This window comes from Amycolatopsis sp. NPDC057786 (assembly GCF_042797905.1).
In the GTDB taxonomy this organism is placed as follows: Bacteria; Actinomycetota; Actinomycetes; order Mycobacteriales; family Pseudonocardiaceae; genus Amycolatopsis.
Window position 1 is genome coordinate 76,954 of sequence record NZ_JBHVKW010000008.1, and the last position, 12,856, is coordinate 89,809.

The following is a 12,856-nucleotide window of genomic DNA, read 5'->3' on the forward strand; positions in this document are numbered from 1 at the left end:
GGATCAGGAGAGATCGAGCGCACTCCGGGCCTGCTGCGTCCGCAGGAAGAGTGAGACCGCTTCAGCGCGGTTCGCGGCGCCGAGCTTGCGTAAGATCTGCTTGACATGGGACTTGGCGGTGTCCTCGGAGATGGTCAACCGGGTGGCTATCCCCGCGTTTGTCTTCCCGTCGCCCATGAGCCGAAGGACTTCCAGCTGACGCGGAGTGAGCGCCGACTCCACAAAGGATCGAACCGGTACCGGCCCGGGCGGCGGCACCACGGGGTCACCGATGATTGGTGCTGTCGGGAGGCCGGTGCTCAGGATCCGGTCCATGGCGTTGGCGATGCTCGTCGTGAACTGGCCGACCTCGGTTCGCAGCGACTGGACGCGTTCGACCAGCACGGTGCGCCGGAACGCGATCCCGAGCCCCTGGGCGAAGGTTCCGAACACCTCGCGGTCGAACTCGTCGACCTGACGCCCCTGGACGTAGCGGTCCGCGTGGACCAACCCGACAACGCCGTCGTCGCCGAGCACTGGGGCGACCACATAGGACTCCAGCCGAGCGGCCTCGACCAGGCAGGTGAGTCCACGCGCTTCGCGCCGCGCGTCCGTGACCAGCAGCGCACGCCGTCGCCGCACCGCTTCGGTTTCGACGACGGTGCGGTCCAGCACTGGGGATTCAGCGCGGCCGATCCGCAGGATCTCCGCGGCCCAGGTGGGGTCACCCAGCACGATGCAGGACTGGGGCACCCACACGGATTCGTGGATCTCTGAGAACAGGGCTCGGTCGAAGCCGAGCTGGCACGCCGCCTCCGGCACACGCTCCACGAGCCGGGCCACCGAGGGCGCGTCCTGTAGCCGGGCCAAGGTCTCCTGGACCTGAGTGTGGACGCTCACTCGGAGCTCGAGCTGGGCCTGGCGCAGGCGTTCTCGGACGTCGGAGACGTCGATGAACAGATCGAGGACCTCGCCGGTTCGCCCGGCCGCGGCGAGTTCGCCGACGCGTTCGGCGATTTCGGCCAGAACCTCCTGTGCGGCAGAGAAATCATCCGTCACTTCCGTGTCCGGGTCACCGCCGAACAGTTTGCGGGCTCGTTCGGCGACCATCCGGATCTCGCGCAGGACGACTTTGGGAATACGGTGCCCGCGGCCGAGCCGAGGCGGAGTCAACGTCGACTTCATGGTTTCCTCTCAAGCCGGGACGAGACACGCGGTCGCCGGACGCGTTCGGCGACCGCGTCTTCGAACGCGCCCGGCGAGCAGTGCCCGGAGGATCAGGCGTCGGTGGAGATGGCAGTGGTGACGGCGAAACCCGCGACCCACTCCGGCACCGGCTCGTAGAACCGGTAATTCATCACGTAACTCCCGCGAGCCGCCATCGCGGCATACGCGGCGATCCAGGTTCGCACCTCGTGCGAGGAGTTCCCGGCCTGCTCGGCGAACCACGAGTTGTCCCAGGAGTCGGCGCGCTGGAGTTCGCCCGCCGAAATGAGGTCGAGGAACTGCCCGTCCCACTCCGGGTTGATCGGTCGCATCGACGACGTACCCGCGGCCAGATCCAGACCCGAAGCGATCACCCGGGCCTGCCGCCGGGCACGCTCTTCGGGCGTCGGGTTGCGGCCGTCGATCAGTCGGGCGGCGACCTCATCGGTGGCGTCTTTCAGTTGCGGCACAGGGGGATCGTGCGAGAGTCCACCGGAGCCGAGGAACAGCACGCGCTGCTCGTCGAGGTGCGTGCTCGCGTGGCCGATCGCAGTGCCGAGCTGTCGGACTCGGGCGACGGGGCAGAGCGGCGCGGCGACCGAGTTGATGAAGACAGGGACGACGGGGACCTTGTCGAGGCCGCCGAAAAGGATCTGCAGCGGCTGGGAAAACCCGTGGTCGACGTACATTCGTTCGGACACCGCGATATCCATCCCGGCCGCCAGCACGTCTTTGGCCAGTGTCCGCGCGGACTTCGCGACCGAGAGCTCGCCCGCCGGGGTGTCGTAGTCTCCGAGCGCGATGGCCCGTGTTCCGATGCAGAATGGGGGCATCATGTCGTAAAAAAAGCCATTGTAGTGATCGGGCGCGAAGAGTACGACGAGATCAGGGTCGAATCCGGCGATGAAATTCCGCGCCTGTTCGAAAGCCGACTCGACTCGCCGTTCAACGGCTTTCTGTGGCTGGTTGAACCCGATCAGCGGCGAATGGGACAGGGCGCACACGGCAACGGGCATCGACCCACCATCCTTTCGTTGTCATCATTGTTCCGGCCAACAAACATGCTAGAATCTTAGCATACCAACCCCCTGGTTTCGATGATGCAACAGAAAGGGACCTGGCATGGCAGCGCCGATCGGGAATCGCAGCGTAGGCAGTCACAGGGCCGCTCGGAGAAAGGGAAGGGCGGCGAGAAAACGCCATCGGATCGGCACCGCCGCGTACGCCGCGGTCGCGCTGACGAGCGCGGTCGTCGTCGGCGGGGTAGTGGTCGAACCCGTCGCCGACGGGCGGACTCTTCCCTCCACCGCGACAGACCGAGCAAGGGCGGCTTCGCCGGCGGAACCGGTGTGGACCCCTGCGCCTGGGGCCGGGCTCCCCGCCATGCTTCCCGGGGCGCCAACACCGGTGCCACTCGCGGCACCGGTGGACCACCGGCTCGGTGATGCGACCGGACTTGGTGGGACCTCGGGTATCCCGGCCACGGTTCTCGATGCCTACCGCCGGGCCGAGACCTCGCTCGGTGGTGCGAAGCCAGGTTGCCACCTGACCTGGGCACTGCTCGCGGGCATCGGCAAGATCGAGTCGAATCACGCCCGCCGTGGTGACGTGGACACGCAGGGAACGCTGGTCCGCCCGATTTACGGGCCCGCCCTCGACGGTTCGCCGGGATTCGCCAGTATCGTCGACCGGCGGAGCGGGCAGTGGGCTCGTGCGGCCGGCCCGATGCAGTTCATTCCGTCGACCTGGGAAAAGTGGGCTGCGGACGGATCCGGTGACGGCAGGGCGAATGTGCAGAACGTCTACGATTCCGCGGAGTCGGCCGGCCGGTATCTCTGCGCGGGCGGCCGTGATCTGAATACCGGGAACGGACTTCGCGGTGCGATCCTCAGCTACAACAACTCCGAGGATTACTTGAACAAGGTCATGGCTTGGATGAGGGCGTATTCCGCCGGATCGTTCGCCGTCCCGGACGCGCCCGGAAACGCCGATCAAGATCCGGTACGCGACGGAAGTGCCGAGCGCGCCGCGGCCCGCCCGGCGCCGGCAGCGGGCGGTGGCGCGGCTGAGCCCGTGCCATCGAGGCCCAAGCCCGCCGAACCCGCCGAGCCCGTCAAACCCGCCGAGCCGCCGGCGCCTGGTCCTGTTCCCGGCCCGATCGCAGGACCGCCGGTCAGCGTGCCCGCGCCACTGGATGGTGTGGTCACGACCGTCGGGCAGACAGTGGGGGGAATCCTGCGCACGCTCTGAAACTCGGTGTACGAACTGATGGTGCCGCCCCGGCTGGTTGGGGCGGCACCATCAGTTCCGCGGGCCCGGGCCAAGCCACACCCAAGCGTGGTCCGGGCAAGGATCATGAGGCCGGACGGCGGACTTCGCCGACGAGCAGGCGCCAGCGGCGACCATTCTCCCGCGCGCCTTCGGCATAGGCCTCGGGAACGACGTGGTATGGCGGGCGCGCCGGGCCGGCGGTGACATAGCCGGCTTCGTCGAAGCGGAGCTTCTCGAGGCTGATGTTGTATTTGGAGAACTCAGGGAAGTTCGTCCTGGCGAGGAAAGGCTCGTAGGTCCACTCAATACGGTGGGTGAGGTGCCGTGCCGCGTCGACGTCGCCGGAGCGGATCGCGTCGCGCAGGGCGAGCACGGGTCGTGGTCCGCAGAGGGCGCTGCTGCTCCAACAGCCGAGTGTCGTTTCCGGGTGGAGCGTATGCGCCGCGAGCCAGTCGCTCTCCAGCGGCAGCAACCGGATCCGCCCGCCGACCGCGGCCACGTCCGCGGTGAATTTGGGGGTGATCGCGATGTACTTCGCGCCGATGATCTGGGGCAACTTGGCGAGTTCGGCGTAGACCGCCGACGGGATCGGTCCCTTGAACGCCTCAGGGTTGTCGTAGAGGACGATCGCCATTTCCGGGAACAGGTCCGCGACACCGCGGTAGAAGGCGAGCAGGGCGTCAGCGCCGAGCGCGCTCCACATAGGACGGCCGAGGAGCACCCCGCGTACGCCGAGATCACGCAAAAACCGGATCCGGTCGAGGGTGTCCCTGGTGTTCGGGGTGGTCGCCCCGACGAACAACGGAAGGTCCGGCGCGGTGTCCGAAACGGCGTCCGCGACGCAGGCGGCGAAGGCCTTCCATTCGTCGAGTGTCAGCGTCGCCATCTCGCCGAGCGTGCCGTTGGTGATGATCCCGTCCACGCCGTCGGCGACGAGCGCACGGATCATCCGGTCGGACTCACCGAGGTCGACGGTGTCGCGGGCGGTGAGGCCGGCAGCACCGGGGAGCGCCGGGGTCGGGGCGACGGCGACGACGCCGCGCACGTCGTCGACGCCGAATTTCTGCACCACTTGACTCTCCTTCGTGTCCACAGGGAAAAGGCGATTCACCCGGCGGGTCAGGTGGGGGGTTTCCTGACACGCCGGGTGAATCGGTCTTGGGGGAACTTCAGGACGCGTGGCCGAACGACTCCGGCGGCTGCAGCCCCCACGGGCTGAATGCCTTCGGGAAGTCGTCCCACACCACGGGGTCGTCCCGGCGCACCCGCGGCATCTCGGCCGACAGTTCGTAGCGGTTGCCCGCGGCCCAGAAATAGGTGTAGACGTTGCCGCCCACGCCGTGGCGGCCCGGCCCGACCTCGATCGGCACGTCGTGCCGGGCGAGCTCGTCGGCGGCCAGCTTGAGGTGGTCGAACGACTCCATCCCGAGCGCGTAGTGGTGCAGCGACTTCCCGGCCTCTGGTGTGGAGATGATCGCGATGTCGTGGTGCAACGTGCTGGCCCGGCACCAGGCCGCTCCGATCACCCCGGGGGCCGGGGCGAAAACATCGGAGACCTGGAAGTCCAGCAGCTCGACCAGGAAGTCGACCAGCGGCTTCGGGTCCTGTGCCTGCACGGTGATGTGGTCGAAGTCCAGCGCGCGGATCCCGCCGCGGTGGCGGGCCATCGACGGGTGGAGGTACTGCGGCCCGGTCGAGAGCAGTGCCAGTTCCATGACGTGCCCGGAGGGCGCTTGGAACTGCAGCGACTGGACCACACCGGGGTGTTCGTCGGTGCGGGTCTCGGTCGCGACGCCGGCTTCGGCGAGCCGTTTCGCGTAGCGGTCGAGGTCGGCGATGTCGTCGACACGCAACGCGAACTTCCGGACCCCGGTCCCGCCGGCGGTCAGCACCAGATCGCAACCGCCGTCGATACCGACCGAGAGCCGCACCGCACCGCCGGACCGGCCGAGTTCCTGCATGCCGAGGACGTCAGTGTGGAAGCCGATCGCTTCACCGAGATCGGCGACGGCGAGTTCGGCGTGGGCCACCTGTGAAATACCCATGGGTGGGTCAACTCCTGTCCATCTTGTCGTACGGGATGTTCCCGGCGCTTTCCCGCCGGTTGATGCCGAGGGAGTCGAGCTGGCGCGAGTTCTCGACCAGGATCATGCGGACCAGCCCGGTGCCGTCGTTGTAATGCCGATGCCAGACCCACGGCGGGGTGTAAACGAAGTCCCCGGCGGACCACCGCAGGGTTTCGGGCCCGATCTCGGAGTAGCCGCCGCCCTCGAGCACGCAGTGCACGGACTCGTGCAGATGGCGCTGGAGGTCGGTCGCGGTACCGGCCGGGATCTCCTGGAGGTAGAACTCCATCGATTTCGCCGGCACATCGGCCAGCACTCCGACGCGGCTGGGGTTGCCGGTCACGTCCTCTTCGAGCCACCGGGCGCTCTCCGAGCGGGTGACCATGTGCTCCGGCATCGACCGTTCCGGGTCGTAGTCCTTCATTTCGTGGAGTTTGTGCATCCACTGGTCGAAATTCGTCATGGTTCTCCACTTAGGTCGAGGTCATCCCGCCGTCGATGACGTGTGTCTGCCCGGTTTGGAAACCGGCGTGCTCGGAACAGAGATGGGCCACCAGTTCGCCGATCTCCTCGGGGCGTCCCCATCGGCCGACGGGCAGTTCGGTCGCGAGCTGCTGTCGTTCCAATTCCTCGGTCGGCACACCCGCGGCGGCCGCGCGCGCCGCGGCCAAGGAGCGCCGCCGTGGGGTGTCGACATGCGCGGGAGCTATGACATGCGTGGTGACCCCGTGTGGCGCCACCTCGGCGGCCAGCGACCGCGCCAGTGCGGCCACGCCGGCCCGCATCACGTTGGACAGATGCAGCAGAGGTAACGGCTTCACCACGCCGACCGAGGTGACGTAGATCAGCCGTCCCCACCCGGCCGCCGACATCGCGGGCAACACCGCCTGGGTCAAGGAAATCGCGCTGTCCAGCAGGAGCCGGTACGCCGAGTCCCAGTCTTGCACCGAGAGATCGGCGGCCGCGGCCGCCCGGGTGCCACCGGTGTTGGACACCAGGATGTCGATGTCCCCGAGCGTTTCGCGGGCGGTGGCGGCCGCGGCGGTCGCGGCCCCAGGCTCGGTGAAGTCCGCGATCGCCCAGCCCGCCGCGCCGATTTCGCGGGCGACTTCGCCGGTATGCGGGCCGGTGCCCGTGATGAACACCTCGGCCCCGCTGGTGCGCAGCGACGTCGCGATCGCGGCGCCGAGTCCGCTCGACCCGGCGGTCACCAGCGCCCGGCGGCCGTGTGCCGTCATGCCGCCGCACCCTCCCCGGCCTTGCCGCGCAGAACGTCGGCCGCTCCGATCGAGGTGGCCAGCAGCCCGTCGATCAGGCCGAGCGGCTCGGTCCAGTCGTACTGGTTGAACTGGGTGTTGACGCGGAGGAACAGCGGGTCGCCCGCGTAGAACCGTTCGTAGAGCTCGTGGCGGCCACCGAAAGCGGAGACGGCGAGGTCGGCGGCGACCTTGTAGATCGCGATGCGATCCAGGCTGTTCGTGTCAGGGCCGCGGTAGAACCGGGCGATGTCCTCGGCGATCGGCGAGCCGAACGCGCTCACGTCGGCAGGCTGGTAGAGCAGGCCGCCGGCGAGGATCTGCTGCAGGATCTCCCGGACTCGCGGGTACCAGCGGTTCCCGGAGTTGCGGATCGCGTAGAGCGGACGCACGTCGGGGAACAGAATGCCCTCGTCGTTGTGCTGGGCGCCGGACTCCGCGGCGAGAACGGCCGCCCTCGTCAGCTCGATGTACGTCGTGATCTCACCGAGCGCGTCTCGGACCTGGGGGAACTGGTCGGTCTTGACGATCTCGGTGGCGCGCTTGGCGATGCCGGCGACGAACTGGAGCTTCGCCAGCAGCCGGACCGAGGTCTGGACACCGGTAAAGGCATTGGAGTTGATCGCCCAGATGTTGTTGACCCGCTCGTAGTCCTGGTTGATGAACACCCGCTCCCAGGGGACGAGCACGTCGTCGAACACGACGACGGCGTCCATCTCGTCGAACCGGCTGGACAATGGATGGTCGAAGCTGTTCCCGCCACCGAACGGTTCGCGACAGATCAGCCGAACACCCGGCGCGTCGGTCGGGATGGCGAACGCGATGGCGTAGGGCTTTTCCTCGGCCGCGTACTTCCGGAGTGAGAACGGCCAGACCAGGATCTCGTCGGAGTACGGTGCGGCAGTAGCGAGCATCTTCGCGCCGCTCACGATGATGCCGTCCGGAGTCTCGCGTTTCACGCCGAGGTAGGTGTAGGGATCGGGTTGCTGCGACGGCGGCTTCGAGCGGTCCACCGGTGGGTCCGCCAGCGCGTGCGAGAGGAACAGGTCGTTGTCCCGCACATACTTGTAGTACGCGCGGACCCGGTCGGCGCCCTCCCCGAAGAACTCGGCGTTGGCGTTCCACGCCACCAGCATCGCGCTGACGAAATCCGTGCTGCGGCCCATCATGCCGAGGCTGGAATCCGCCCACTGCTTGTGCATCACACGGCGGAGTTCGAGGTCCTCCGCGGTGCGGGGCATCAGGAACTGCACACCGGCCTTGGCGGCATCGCCGTCGGGCGAGAAGAGCAGGCTGTCGTTCTTGAACTGCAGGTCGTAGAGGCGGGCGATCTCGGCCGCGGCGCCGGACGTCGCCTTGTGTCCGGCCACGTCGGTGATCTTCTCGGCCCCGACCCACAGCTCAGGGCTGTGTTCGCGCAACCGGTCGAGGTACGCGGCGCCGTTTCGTGCGGTCATCACTTTCCTTTCAGGAACCTAATGTGGGTCTCGTTGAACTGGTCCGGCTTCTCCCATTGCGGCCAATGGCCCGCGCCCTCGATGACTTCGAGGCGGCTGCCGGGGATGAGCTCTTCGAGTAGCGAGGCCTCCTCGACGGAGGCCGTCGGATCGTGATCGGTCCACAGCAGCAGGGTCGGCGCGGAGATTCGGCCGCACCACTGCGAGGACCAGACATAGGGACGCCGATGTTCCCAGTCCTGCACCGCGAGGATGTTGCGCATCGCGTCCTCGAACCCCGGCTGGGTGTAGATTCGCAGCCGGAGTTCAACGAGTTCGTCGGTGACGAGGCTCTTGTCATGGAAGAGCCATTCGACTCTGGTACGCACGGTCTGACGGCTCGCTTCGCGGACCGCCTTCATGCTTGATTCCTTCAGCCGTGCCATCACGTCCGGCTTGTTGGTCACGTTGCCGGGAGTGTTGAGCACCAGTCGATCGATCCGGTCGGGATGGTGCGCCGCGGCCCACGCTGCCACCCAGCCACCCAGCGATTCTCCGGAGAGATGGGCTTTGTCGATTTCCAGCGCGTCCAGCGTCGCGATCAAATGGTCGCTGAGGTAGTCGATCGTGTAGGGGCGGTCGGGTTTGGCCGAATGCCCGTGTCCCGCCATGTCGTAGAGGACGACCCGGAATTCCCTGGCGAGGTCGCGGAGATTGCGGGAATACGCTTCCAGATGCCCGCCCGTGCCGTGCACCATGACCAGTGCCGGCCCGCTTCCTGCCTCCAACACCCGGGTGGCGATGCCGCCCGCGTCCACGGTTCGCTGACGAAGGTCCAGGTCGGCCAAGTCGCCCCAGATACTCACGTGCTGCTCCACAACGTTCCTTTCTGTTGCGCCGTCCCCACATATTGGCATACTAGAATCTCAGGAGCAACCCGCTTTTGCGTCGAAGTCTTCGCCATGTGGTGAATGTGAAAATCGGATGTCACGCCGTCGGGCATGACATCCGATCGGGTGAGGTAAGAGGCTACACTTCCACGAACTTCCAGAACCGTGAAATGTGTTCCTCCATGAGTGTGCCCGCCCGGTCCGCGTCTCGGCGCTCGATCGCCTCCGCGATTTCTGTGTGCTCCGCCTGTGCTTTCGCCAGGTCGGTGCTCAGCCGGTTCTTCTGGAGGTAGAAGTCGTTGAGGTCCCAGGTGTCGATCGCCAGTTCGGCCAGGCGCTGGTTGCCGCTGGCCGCCAGGACCGCCGAGTGGAAGTCCCGGTTGGCCGCGGCGAAGGCGAGTGCGTCGTTGCGCTTGGCCGGGCCGATGCCCCGCACCAGCATGTCGTCGATCTCGGCTCGTTGGGCGTCCGTGGCGTTGATCGCCGCGAGCCGGGCGCTCGCCCCTTCGAGAATGCCCGCCACCGCGAAGTGGTCGCGCACCTTGCGTTCGTTCGGAATCGCCACCTGGCAGCCGACCTGCGGAATGACCGAGATGAATCCGGCGGAGGCCAGCCGCATCACCGCGTCCATTACCGGCCGCCGGCTCACGCCGAACTCGGCGGCCAGTTCATAGGTGCTGAGGATTTCTCCGAACTGATAATGGCCCTCGAGAAGCTGAGAGAGCAGTGCTAGGTAGATCTGGTCTGTTTTGTTCGCTGACGCGATCATGGGCATGGGATTATCCGGCCCTTCGGTGCGGGAAGGTCGGTGCTGGCGTAGTGGTGATCACGCAGAGATTCTAGTGGCTCATCCCAATCGGGGGTGTAGGAGTTGGGGTCTGAAGCCGCCGGTCTCGAGCAGGCTTCGGGCGATGTAGTTGGTCAGGTTGCGGAACCCGAGTGCGGAGCCGCGCAGGTGTTCGAGCCGTCCGTTGAGCGCCTCGGTCGGCCCGTTGCTGGTGCCGGGTCGTTCGAAGTAGGCGAGCACGTCAGCGGCTCGTTCGCCCAGTGGGTGCATCAAGCGATAGACGCAAAGCCGACGTGATTAGGTCGTCGGTTCGATTCCGACAGGCGGCTCCGGCGAACAGCCCCTGACCTGCGGAAACGCAGGGCAGGGGCGGTTCGGTTCTGATGGTCGCGCGATGCGCTGGCCTCACGGCTCTGCCCGACACCGACGTCGCTCTCCTCTGCGACGGACCCCTCGCCGGCTGAGCGCTCGCGGCCGACATCCTGTCCGGGTGCCGATAGGCCTCGCACCGCTCGGCAACGCAGCGTGGCGTTGCGTCGCGACCTGGCGACGGCTCGGCCGGGCGCGATCGTCTCGTGCGTTGGCGGACTACGGGAGCTTGGACGCGAGGACGTCGGCCGCCAGGATCTCGGGTGCTGCGCCGAGGAGGTGCTGGTTGGCCATCAGGGCTGCGACGATGGCGCCGTTGGCGTGGGCGTCGCGAGCGGCCTCGTCGGGGAATGCATCGAAGATCCAGAAGGTGTCGGCGTGGGTCCTGACCGCGAACCAGACAATCGTTCCTACTTCTTCGTTGGCGAGCGCGACAGCGCCGGCGAGCAGATCGGCGAGCGCGTCGTGCTGTCCATCGGCCGCGACGATCTTGGCGACGAAGGCATACGGAAGTGATGCGGGTGTGGACATGAGGGGTTCTCCTAGGTGTCGAGGTTTCTTGGTGAAGCGAGTTCAGCGTATGACGAGCAAGGGCATGTGAGAAGTGGCGTATACGGCAGTATTGCTATTGTTCGCGCCATGCGTATCGGACTGATCGCGATCGACGGCTGCTTCGGTTCGGCTGTCGCATCGGTCATCGACATCGTGCGGGTGGCCGACGGAGCCCGCGGCGATGTCGACCCGCGGATCGACCCGATCGAACTCGCCATCCTCGGACCGAAACGGAGAGTGACCACGACGGCATCGATGACCCTGTCGGTGGACCACCCGCTGTCGGAGTCCGCAGAGTTCGACGTGGTCGTCGTCCCTGCGCTTGGAACCCTCACGGCTGCCGCTACCAACGACGCCCTCCAGAGCCGAGATGCTCGTTCGGTCATCGCCTCGCTCGGGCGCCTCGACGACGCGACCACCCGGATCGCCGCGGCGTGCACCGGCGTGTTCGCTGTCGCCGAGACCGGACGGATGCATCATCGGCGGGCGACGACCAGCTGGTTCCTGGGGCCGGAGTTCCTGAAGCGCTATCCGACCGTCGCCCTCGATCTCGACACCATGGTCGTGGTCGACGGGAACCTCGTCACCGCCGGCGCCGCGTTCGCCCACATCGACCTCGCGCTCTCACTCGTGCGATCGATCAGCCCCGACCTGGCCCAACATGTCGCCAAGCTCCTCATCATCGACGAGCGTCCGTCGCAGGCGGCCTTCGTCGCCTACGAACATCTCCGGCACGAGGACCCGATCGTCGTCGAGTTCGAACGCTTCGTGCGCGCCCGCCTGGACGAACCGTTCAACGTCGCCTTCGTCGCGCAGTCGCTCGGCACCAGCCGGCGCACCCTCGAACGACGAGTCCGTGCGGCGCTCAACCTCACTCCGCTCGGCTTCGTCCAACGGCTTCGCATCGAACGAGCTCGGCACCTCTCAGCAACCACGGACCTCACCTCCGCCGAGATCGCGCTACGGGTCGGCTACGCGAACGCCGAGACTCTGCGCTCCCTCCTGCGTAGGGAGCGACGCCGTTCCTGACCTATCGCCATGCCTGTAGCCGGTGTCCTAGTGCTCGACTGGAACCACCTCTCAGCACGTCGCGTCGACGCTCCTGCGTCGCCCCTGGACGACCCACTCGACACGCCCGCAGCACAGGCCATGTGACGTGTCCCGGCTTCCCGGACGGTCGGGGTTGGGTGGCTGTGATGTCGCTGCGTTCTCGTCGAGGGGGTCAGCAGACTCGATCAGGGTCGATTGGGATGAGACCGCGAAGGCGGTCAGGTCAGGGCGGCCGAAGCCGGCCGGCGGGGTAGCGTCGGTCACGTCGAGGTCTTTCGGATGGATGGCGTAGGAACCTCCATCGTCGGGAGACCTCGACGTCTACCTGCGGACCGACGCGCCCGGCCGACCTACACCCTCATCTGGGAAGAGCCATTCTAGTGTGCCAGGTGTCGCTTGAGGATGATTCCCGGTGCAGGCGGGTGAACCCGGCCGTTATCGGCCAGGTCGCGCAGCGGCCGCGAGGTCATGCGAAAGGCGGTCCTGGAGCCGGGGCGGACCGGCTCCGGCTCCAGGCGAGCCCCTTCGGCCTTGGTCAGGCCACCGACCAATCGGTGTCGTCGACTTGGCCGAACATCCGCATGGCGGCTTCGAGGCCGGGAAGGTTGGCGAGGGCGACCGACATGGCCCCGCGGAACTTGACTTTTCGGGTGACCATCGCCTTGGCGGCGGGCAGTTCGCCCTGGCCGAGGCGTTGCCAGGTCTCGACCTTCGCTGTCAGCACGAAGTCCGGCTTCACGCCCTCGGCCGGAGTGCCGGCGCGCACGACTTCCCCGGCGTTGACCTCGATCTGCCCTGCGCGCCTCTCGTCCTCGGCGAGCCGGTATTCGACGACCATGCTCAGCTTCTTGAGGCCCTCGCGCGTCGCGTCCGTGGCGTTCCAGATCTCGCCGTAGGACTTCATCCACTCCGGCGACAGGACGGGTGTTCCCATGGTGCGCTCTCCTTCGGTTCGCTTGCGTGGCAGGCGACTGGGGTTTGACAACGACCGTAA

General features: G+C 67.0%; 13 protein-coding genes and 1 pseudogene. 2 read left to right on the top strand and 12 right to left on the bottom strand.

What is annotated here, in order from left to right; genetic code table 11:
- Window positions 1–3 precede the first annotated feature (3 nt).
- Both ACFVM3_RS08140 and ACFVM3_RS08145 read right to left on the bottom strand, forming a co-directional pair.
- Window positions 4–1,164: a LuxR C-terminal-related transcriptional regulator gene (locus tag ACFVM3_RS08140; RefSeq protein WP_378436749.1), complete on the bottom strand. Its 1,161-nt coding sequence runs from the start codon at window positions 1,162–1,164 to the stop codon at window positions 4–6.
- A gap of 92 nt (window positions 1,165–1,256) precedes the next feature.
- Window positions 1,257–2,201: a 3-carboxyethylcatechol 2,3-dioxygenase gene (locus ACFVM3_RS08145; RefSeq protein ID WP_378436751.1), complete on the bottom strand. Its 945-nt coding sequence runs from the start codon at window positions 2,199–2,201 to the stop codon at window positions 1,257–1,259.
- A gap of 391 nt (window positions 2,202–2,592) precedes the next feature.
- On the opposite strand from ACFVM3_RS08145, the gene ACFVM3_RS08150 reads away from it, so the two are divergent.
- Window positions 2,593–3,435 carry a lytic transglycosylase domain-containing protein gene (locus ACFVM3_RS08150; protein WP_378436753.1) on the top strand — a complete coding sequence of 281 codons (843 nt, stop codon included), beginning with the start codon at window positions 2,593–2,595 and terminating at the stop codon, window positions 3,433–3,435.
- A 103-nt stretch (window positions 3,436–3,538) separates the two neighbouring features.
- Here the strand turns inward: ACFVM3_RS08150 and ACFVM3_RS08155 are convergent, their stop codons facing one another.
- The 9 genes and pseudogenes from ACFVM3_RS08155 to ACFVM3_RS08195 all read right to left on the bottom strand — a co-directional run bounded on the left by ACFVM3_RS08155 (window position 3,539) and on the right by ACFVM3_RS08195 (window position 10,791).
- Complete coding sequence (locus ACFVM3_RS08155) at window positions 3,539–4,528, bottom strand: dihydrodipicolinate synthase family protein (RefSeq protein WP_378436755.1); 990 nt, start codon at window positions 4,526–4,528, stop codon at window positions 3,539–3,541.
- A 97-nt stretch (window positions 4,529–4,625) separates the two neighbouring features.
- Window positions 4,626–5,501 (bottom strand): VOC family protein, encoded by an 876-nt coding sequence (locus ACFVM3_RS08160; RefSeq protein ID WP_378436757.1) that lies wholly within the window; start codon window positions 5,499–5,501, stop codon window positions 4,626–4,628.
- 7 nt (window positions 5,502–5,508) lie between these two features.
- Window positions 5,509–5,985: a cupin domain-containing protein gene (locus tag ACFVM3_RS08165; RefSeq protein WP_378436759.1), complete on the bottom strand. Its 477-nt coding sequence runs from the start codon at window positions 5,983–5,985 to the stop codon at window positions 5,509–5,511.
- A gap of 10 nt (window positions 5,986–5,995) precedes the next feature.
- On the bottom strand, window positions 5,996–6,760 hold the full coding sequence (locus ACFVM3_RS08170) for an SDR family oxidoreductase (RefSeq protein ID WP_378436761.1): 765 nt from the start codon (window positions 6,758–6,760) through the stop codon (window positions 5,996–5,998).
- Complete coding sequence (locus ACFVM3_RS08175; protein ID WP_378436763.1) at window positions 6,757–8,235, bottom strand: 4-hydroxyphenylacetate 3-hydroxylase family protein; 1,479 nt, start codon at window positions 8,233–8,235, stop codon at window positions 6,757–6,759. The genes ACFVM3_RS08170 and ACFVM3_RS08175 overlap by 4 nt, the downstream gene beginning before the upstream one ends.
- Window positions 8,235–9,080 carry an alpha/beta fold hydrolase gene (locus ACFVM3_RS08180; RefSeq protein WP_378436765.1) on the bottom strand — a complete coding sequence of 282 codons (846 nt, stop codon included), beginning with the start codon at window positions 9,078–9,080 and terminating at the stop codon, window positions 8,235–8,237. The genes ACFVM3_RS08175 and ACFVM3_RS08180 overlap by 1 nt, the downstream gene beginning before the upstream one ends.
- Window positions 9,081–9,243: 163 nt before the next feature.
- Window positions 9,244–9,879: a GntR family transcriptional regulator gene (locus tag ACFVM3_RS08185; protein ID WP_378436766.1), complete on the bottom strand. Its 636-nt coding sequence runs from the start codon at window positions 9,877–9,879 to the stop codon at window positions 9,244–9,246.
- A 72-nt stretch (window positions 9,880–9,951) separates the two neighbouring features.
- A pseudogene (locus ACFVM3_RS08190) lies at window positions 9,952–10,152 on the bottom strand (transposase); the annotation flags it as partial.
- A gap of 327 nt (window positions 10,153–10,479) precedes the next feature.
- Entirely contained in the window at window positions 10,480–10,791 is a 312-nt protein-coding gene (locus ACFVM3_RS08195; RefSeq protein WP_003941073.1) for a putative quinol monooxygenase, read from the bottom strand.
- A 108-nt stretch (window positions 10,792–10,899) separates the two neighbouring features.
- Here ACFVM3_RS08195 and ACFVM3_RS08200 point away from each other — a divergent pair, with 108 nt between their 5' ends.
- Window positions 10,900–11,841, top strand: a complete 942-nt coding sequence (locus tag ACFVM3_RS08200; protein WP_003941078.1) for a GlxA family transcriptional regulator — start codon at window positions 10,900–10,902, stop codon at window positions 11,839–11,841.
- 556 nt (window positions 11,842–12,397) lie between these two features.
- Here ACFVM3_RS08200 and ACFVM3_RS08205 read toward each other — a convergent pair.
- A complete protein-coding gene (locus tag ACFVM3_RS08205) occupies window positions 12,398–12,796 on the bottom strand; it encodes an SCP2 sterol-binding domain-containing protein (RefSeq protein ID WP_378436769.1) in 399 nt (132 codons plus the stop codon).
- Window positions 12,797–12,856 lie beyond the last annotated feature (60 nt).